The organism is Bradyrhizobium sp. P2_E8 (genome assembly GCF_056403875.1).
In genome coordinates this window covers 1-6,398 of the sequence record NZ_JBFUES010000398.1, presented here as the reverse complement: position 1 = coordinate 6,398, position 6,398 = coordinate 1, and the positions used below count along the sequence as shown (strand labels likewise).

Sequence of the window (6,398 nt, the reverse complement as noted above, 5' to 3'; positions counted from 1 at the left end):
TGTCGGTGAGGTCCTTCCAGGTGCCGGCGACACCGGGCACCTGGGCCTGGCCGCCGAGCTCGCCTTCGGTGCCGACCTCGCGCGCGACGCGGGTRACTTCGCCRGCGAAGGCGTTGAGCTGGTCCACCATGGTGTTGATGGTGTTCTTCAGCTCGAGGATTTCCCCCTTCACGTCGACGGTGATCTTGCGCGACAAGTCGCCGCGAGCCACGGCGGTGGTGACTTCGGCGATGTTGCGGACCTGCGTGGTGAGGTTCGCGGCCAGCAGGTTGACGTTGTCGGTGAGGTCCTTCCAGGTGCCGCCGACGCCGGGCACGACGGCCTGACCGCCGAGCCGGCCCTCGGTGCCGACCTCGCGCGCCACGCGCGTCACTTCGGCGGCGAAGGAGCGGAGCTGCTCGACCATGGTGTTCAGGGTGTCCTTGAGCAGCAGGATCTCGCCGCGCACGTCCACCGTGATCTTCTTCGACAGGTCGCCGCCGGCGATCGCGGTCGCGACCTCGGCGATGTTGCGGACCTGGGCCGTCAGGTTCGACGCCATGAAGTTGACGTTGTCGGTGAGGTCCTTCCAGGTGCCGGCGACGCCGGGCACTTCGGCCTGGCCGCCGAGCTTGCCTTCGGTGCCGACCTCGCGCGCGACGCGCGTGACTTCGCCGGCAAAGCCGTTGAGCTGGTCCACCATGGTGTTAATGGTGTTTTTCAGCTCGAGGATTTCGCCGCGCACGTCCACGGTGATTTTGCGCGAGAGGTCGCCGCGCGCCACGGCGGTGGTGACCTCGGCGATGTTGCGGACCTGGGCGGTGAGGTTGCCCGCCATCGAGTTCACGCTGTCGGTGAGATCCTTCCAGGTGCCGGCGACGCCGGGCACGTTGGCCTGGCCGCCGAGACGACCCTCGGTGCCGACCTCGCGCGCCACGCGCGTCACCTCGCCCGCGAAGCGGTTGAGCTGGTCGACCATCGTATTCAGCGTGTCCTTGAGCTGAAGGATCTCGCCGCGCACGTCCACCGTGATCTTGCGCGACAGGTCGCCGCCGGCAATCGCGGTTGCGACCTCGGCGATGTTGCGGACCTGGGCGGTGAGGTTACCGGCCATCGAGTTGACGCTGTCGGTGAGGTCYTTCCAGGTGCCGGCGACGCCGSGCACCTSGGCCTGGCCGCCGAGCTTGCCTTCGGTGCCGACCTCGCGSGCRACGCGCGTGACTTCGCCGGCGAAGGCGTTGAGCTGGTCSACCATGGTGTTGATGGTGTCTTTCAGCTCGAGGATCTCGCCACGGACGTCCACGGTGATCTTCTTCGACAAGTCACCGCCCGCGACCGCGGTCGTCACCTCGGCGATGTTGCGGACCTGTGCGGTCAGGTTCGACGCCATCGAGTTGACGCTCTCGGTCAGGTCCTTCCATGTGCCGGCGACGCCGAGCACGTTGGCCTGACCGCCGAGACGTCCCTCGGTGCCGACCTCGCGCGCRACGCGCGTGACTTCGCCGGCGAAGGCGTTGAGCTGGTCGACCATGGTGTTGAGCGTTTCCTTCAGCTGAAGGATTTCGCCCGACACGTTCACGGTGATCTTCTTSGASAGGTCGCCSYYGGCSAYGGCGGTGGCGACKTCGGCGATGTTGCGGACCTGMSCGGTCAGGTTCGASGCCATSRAGTTGACGTTGTCGGTGAGGTCCTTCCAGGTGCCGGCCACGCCGGGCACCTGGGCCTGGCCGCCGAGCTTGCCCTCGGTGCCGACCTCGCGTGCGACGCGCGTCACTTCGGAGGCGAAGGAGTTGAGCTGGTCCACCATGGTGTTGATGGTGTCCTTCAGCTCCAGGATTTCGCCGCGCACGTCCACCGTGATCTTGCGGGACAAGTCGCCGCGCGCCACGGCGGTGGTGACGTTGGCGATGTTGCGGACCTGTGCAGTCAGGTTGCCGCACATCGCGTTGACGGAGTCGGTGAGATCCTTCCAGGTGCCGGCGACGCCGGGCACGATCGCCTGGCCGCCGAGCTTGCCGTCGGTGCCGACCTCGCGCGCCACGCGCGTCACTTCGGAGGCGAAGGAGCGGAGCTGGTCCACCATCGTGTTGATGGCTTCCTTGAGCTGAAGGATCTCGCCGCGGACGTCGACGGTGATCTTCTTGGACAAGTCGCCGTTGGCGACCGCGATCGTGACTTCGGCGATGTTGCGAACCTGGTTGGTCAGGTTGTTCGCCATCGAGTTGACGCTCTCGGTCAGATCCTTCCAGACGCCGGTCACCTCGGGCACCTGGGCCTGGCCGCCGAGCTTGCCTTCGGTGCCGACCTCGCGCGCCACGCGCGTCACCTCGGAGGTGAACACGCCCAGCTGCTTGATCATGGTGTTGACGATGTTCGCCGACTGCAGGAATTCACCGCGGAGCGGACGGCCGTCGACGTCGAGCTTGACGGTCTGGAGCAGGTCGCCTTGCGCCACCGCCGCGACCGCGCGGGTCACCTCGCGCGTCGGCCACAACAAATCGTCGATCAGCGTGTTGACGGAGCCTTCCATGTCGGCCCAGGAGCCGGAGGCGAGGCCGAACTTCACGCGCTGCCGGGTCTTGCCCTCGCGTCCGACCACCTGGCCGACCAGCTCGAGCTGCTGCGCCATGCGCTGGTTGGCGGCGATGATTTCATTAAAAGTGTCGGCGATCTTGCCGTCGATACCGAGATAGTCGCCGCTCATACGCACCGAGAAATCGCCGCTACGCATGGCCTGTAAGGCGAGTAGCAATTCCGGCCGGGAGTCCGGCTCTGACGTACCGTTAGTTCTTGGCTTTGGGACGCGACGACCGGAGCGTGATGCAGATCCGGGATCGAGGTCGCTCATACTGATTCCCCCGCAGGCGTCGGCCGAATCTAAGGCGTGACGCAATTAGTCAAACTAGAGCGTCAGCCAAATTCGAAATCAAGCGCCAAGGTTGCGACGCCGGGAAATGGAACCTGCTTTGCTCAGCCCGACCGCAACAACGACGATAAAGGCGATTAGTTCCAACCGGTTCCAAAGAATTTTGGACTGATTCGCCCTCTTTGCGGCCACCTCCATGCCAGGCGGGCGGGGGCACCGCAGGCGGGGCGGCCGCCGGCGGACGAAGGGGGGACTATTTGTCCGCCATCGTCCGCTCCGCATCCTTCACCTGCGAACGCAGCACCGGCAGTTGGTCGCGGGCGAAGGCGGCAAGGGCGGCATTGTCGGGAGCTTTCAGATAGTGCTCGAGCAGGGCGATGGTGGATTCATATTCGGGAATCTGCGCGGCGTAGAAGGTTCGCACATAGGCTGGTCCCTCCGAATTGTCGGGTTCGGCGACGCTTGCACTCGCCGTTGTCTTGCCGACGCGCGGCTCGGCGCCGAGCGCCTGTTGAATGTCCTTCAAGACCTTGTCGCGTTTCGCCGCTTCCTCGGCGCGCAGGGCGGCGAGGTTTTTCACCTCCGCATTGCCCTTCAGATCGGTGCTTTCGAGAAGACCCTGCTGGAAGCGGCTGAACGCGTAGAGGCCGTTGATGACGTCGCTCGCTGTCGGCGTGCGGTCGCCCGGCCTTCGCTCGCCGGTGCTGTCGGCAAGCGCTGCGGCACTGATGAACATCAGGATGATCGCGACAAGAACTCGCATCGCTATCAATGACCGATGGCGTGCGAAGTTCCCTGAACGTTACGATCCGGTAAGGGCGGTTGCGCCGCGACCGTTCCGTCCCCACGTTTGATTCATGAAACAGTCTGACATTTTCAGGGACAACGCCGACAACTGCCTGCAGCTCGCCGAGCGAGCGGAAGGGCAACCTGCCCATAAGCGCTATTCGCGCATGGCGGACGCCTGGACCGCGCTCGCGAGAGAACAGGACTGGCTCGATGGCGAAATTCCGCCCGTAACGGTCCGCATCTCCCAAAGGCAGGATGCATAGCCGCTCTTGTTTTCGCGAATCGGGGTGTGAGGCTGCGCACGGAATGCAAGCGACCAATCCAGGATCATTCGGGAACAGTCAATCGCGTTGATTTTCGATTCCAGAAGGAGATTTTGCAATGGCTCCACGTCTTGCTCTTCTTTCACTCATTCTCGCTTTTGGCGTCTCGGTGGCGTTCGCGACGGTGACGACGGTGCGGCAGGTACATCTGGAAAATGCATCGGCCCCGGTCCATGCGGCGCGTAGCTAGCGCCGCGGCCTCTCGTCTGAACCGGAACATTCGACGCGCCGGCGCGTAAGCGCTTCGGGACATCTGGCAGGACAACTGGAGAGGCGAGTGGACATCATGGCGCATTCCGACCACGGTATTGTCAGGGATAACCGCGCGGAGGATCAAMCGCGCGACAAGCAGCGCGCGCAGACCGCGCACAAGACGAACTCGAAGGGCTCGCCGTCGCGTGAGGCGACTCGCGATCCCAAGCTCAACGACAACAACAAGACGCCGGGATCCGGCGTGATGCCGGATGATTCCGGCGACGCCCCGACGGGCTAGTTCTCGCAAGGAACGATTCACTGCGCGAAGAGTCGACGGATTGCTTCCGGTTGTCATGCCCCCGGTGCGCCGGAAGCAATCTCCAAGGACGGCCCTGGCACCCCACTGTGCCGGGGTCGTTTGGTTTGCGAGGCCGATGAAATCAATCCTCGGCGTCGTTCTCGGATTTTCCCGGCGTGTGTCCGTCTGGCCCCCGGCCAAATACACCAAACTCGCTTGATTTGATGCCCGTTGACGGGTCGATGCTCGTCTCGATGCCCGCGGCTGCGAGTCCGAACTTGAGCAACTCGCGGACCGCCGCGGCACGCGTTGGCATGCGGTGCTTGAACCGGAAATCATCCACTGCGGCCAGCTCTTCCGGCGAAAGCATGACTTGGAGCCGCTCGTCGCGAAGGTCGTTCATGGTCAATCACGCAAATTGAGCAAGATGAGTAATTTGCTAAACCGGCCAACTTGCCGAGAGTTCCACAGGAGTCCAAAAAAGCGTCAGTTGAGCAATATAATCTAAATAAATCAATAGGTTACTTGAAACTATTCGCGCGTAGGCGCATTCTCATAGGGAAAGGGAGATGCGCCATGACTGACGAGGTCAGGTTACCCCGCAAGCTTTCCGAGGAACGCGAAGCACCAAGGCCGGTGCGTCCAAGCCATCAGAAGGTCATTGAGCAGGTCGAGCGCTGGGCCAACAGCCCGGGCCTGCAACCCCCGAGGACGGACGRTGCGAAGACGGTCTGAGCCCCACACATTCGAGCAACGCCTCGAGGCGCAGAGGCTGCTGCTCGAGCATGAGCTTGCGAGCTTGCCGGCCGGCGTTCAGCGCGATTCCGTTGCCGCACGCATCGAGCAGCTTCAGACCGCGGCCGAGATGTTTGAATTCCTGATGCCCCGGGAAGTCTTGGCGCCTCGCTGATCGCGCCAGCGTCAGGATGATGAGCGTCGGAAGACGATGCGAAGCTTTCGCCTCAGCCACCAGATCGACACGGAGACCGCGGCCCAGGTTGCGATGGCTGCGACGAATGCGCCGGAGCGTACAAGCCGACGCGGCGCCGGCGGCAGGCCGGCTGCCGAGCCGCGAGCCGCACAGTGCCGGAGCCGATATTCCAAGCGGCTAGTCGGCCGGATTGCGGCCGGTGCGCGGGTTGATCGGATCGGTCGGCTTGCGCCGCAATCGCTCCGGCAGGAACGGCTCTTCCGGCGAGGCCGACGGCGCTGACCGTACGTCGGCATGATGCTGCGCGCGCTCATGTGGTGTCTGGGTGGAGTTGATGTGGCGCTTCACGTCGAGCCCGTCGACGGGATCGTTGACGCCGTGCTGGATGTCGCGAAAGTCGCTCATGGTTCATTTCCTCTGAGGACTCAGAGAACCACTCGTTTCCAGCGATGTTCCTGATGAGCCGCCGAACCCGCTTTGGAACGATCACCATCGGAACAGATTGGTCCACACACTGGCTGAGTGGAGAATTGAGATGTTGGATCAAGGCGAACTGGACCGCAGCGAAATGGGCCGGTTGATCGGCAGCGACAGGGTCGAGGGAACATCGGTCTATGGCGCGGATCGCAACAAGATCGGTTCGATCGAGCGCGTGATGATCGACAAGATCAGCGGCAAGGTGTCCTACGCCGTGCTCGGCTTTGGCGGATTTCTGGGCGTCGGAAATGACCACTATCCCCTGCCTTGGCAGTCCCTGAAGTACGACACCGAACTCGGTGGCTACGTGACGGGGATTACGGCCAAGGAGCTGCAGGGCGCGCCGAAATATGGTGAGCAGAGCGATTGGAACTGGGGTGACGATGCGGCGGTGCGCGGCATCAACTCCTACTATGGCGTTCCCTTCGCGTAGGCTCCGCACCTTAAGGAGATCCAATGAGCAAGGAAAAGCCCACCGACGATCCCCGACATCAGAACGATCGGGGATCGCACGCCCAGACGGACAAGCCCTGGAAGGGC

At 63.5% G+C, this 6,398-nt stretch carries 8 protein-coding genes; 4 read left to right on the top strand and 4 right to left on the bottom strand.

What is annotated here, in order from left to right:
- Positions 1–2,827 (bottom strand): HAMP domain-containing protein (locus tag AC1D00_RS21590; protein WP_477012060.1); only part of this gene is annotated, 2,827 nt, incomplete at its 3' end.
- Positions 2,828–3,098: 271 nt separating this feature from the next.
- Entirely contained in the window at positions 3,099–3,608 is a 510-nt protein-coding gene (locus AC1D00_RS21585; RefSeq protein WP_477012059.1) for a DUF4142 domain-containing protein, read from the bottom strand.
- A gap of 94 nt (positions 3,609–3,702) precedes the next feature.
- On the opposite strand from AC1D00_RS21585, the gene AC1D00_RS21580 reads away from it, so the two are divergent.
- Complete coding sequence (locus AC1D00_RS21580; RefSeq protein WP_477012058.1) at positions 3,703–3,897, top strand: hypothetical protein; 195 nt, start codon at positions 3,703–3,705, stop codon at positions 3,895–3,897.
- 346 nt (positions 3,898–4,243) lie between these two features.
- A complete protein-coding gene (locus tag AC1D00_RS21575; RefSeq protein WP_477012061.1) occupies positions 4,244–4,450 on the top strand; it encodes a hypothetical protein in 207 nt (68 codons plus the stop codon).
- Between the two features lie 142 nt (positions 4,451–4,592).
- Here the strand turns inward: AC1D00_RS21575 and AC1D00_RS21570 are convergent, their stop codons facing one another.
- Positions 4,593–4,853, bottom strand: a complete 261-nt coding sequence (locus AC1D00_RS21570; protein ID WP_167771295.1) for a hypothetical protein — start codon at positions 4,851–4,853, stop codon at positions 4,593–4,595.
- A 173-nt stretch (positions 4,854–5,026) separates the two neighbouring features.
- Here AC1D00_RS21570 and AC1D00_RS21565 point away from each other — a divergent pair, with 173 nt between their 5' ends.
- On the top strand, positions 5,027–5,185 hold the full coding sequence (locus AC1D00_RS21565) for a hypothetical protein (RefSeq protein WP_477012057.1): 159 nt from the start codon (positions 5,027–5,029) through the stop codon (positions 5,183–5,185).
- 373 nt (positions 5,186–5,558) lie between these two features.
- Here the strand turns inward: AC1D00_RS21565 and AC1D00_RS21560 are convergent, their stop codons facing one another.
- On the bottom strand, positions 5,559–5,786 hold the full coding sequence (locus AC1D00_RS21560) for a hypothetical protein (RefSeq protein WP_027546226.1): 228 nt from the start codon (positions 5,784–5,786) through the stop codon (positions 5,559–5,561).
- 130 nt (positions 5,787–5,916) lie between these two features.
- On the opposite strand from AC1D00_RS21560, the gene AC1D00_RS21555 reads away from it, so the two are divergent.
- Positions 5,917–6,291 carry a PRC-barrel domain-containing protein gene (locus tag AC1D00_RS21555; RefSeq protein ID WP_135177407.1) on the top strand — a complete coding sequence of 125 codons (375 nt, stop codon included), beginning with the start codon at positions 5,917–5,919 and terminating at the stop codon, positions 6,289–6,291.
- Positions 6,292–6,398 lie beyond the last annotated feature (107 nt).

Coding starts and splice junctions, on each gene's coding strand:
- AC1D00_RS21570 (WP_167771295.1), bottom strand. CDS start 4,853: ATGAACGACCTTCGCGACGAGCGGCTCCAAGTCATGCTTTCGCCGGAA.
- AC1D00_RS21580 (WP_477012058.1), top strand. CDS start 3,703: ATGAAACAGTCTGACATTTTCAGGGACAACGCCGACAACTGCCTGCAG.
- AC1D00_RS21560 (WP_027546226.1), bottom strand. CDS start 5,786: ATGAGCGACTTTCGCGACATCCAGCACGGCGTCAACGATCCCGTCGAC.
- AC1D00_RS21555 (WP_135177407.1), top strand. CDS start 5,917: ATGTTGGATCAAGGCGAACTGGACCGCAGCGAAATGGGCCGGTTGATC.
- AC1D00_RS21585 (WP_477012059.1), bottom strand. CDS start 3,608: ATGCGAGTTCTTGTCGCGATCATCCTGATGTTCATCAGTGCCGCAGCG.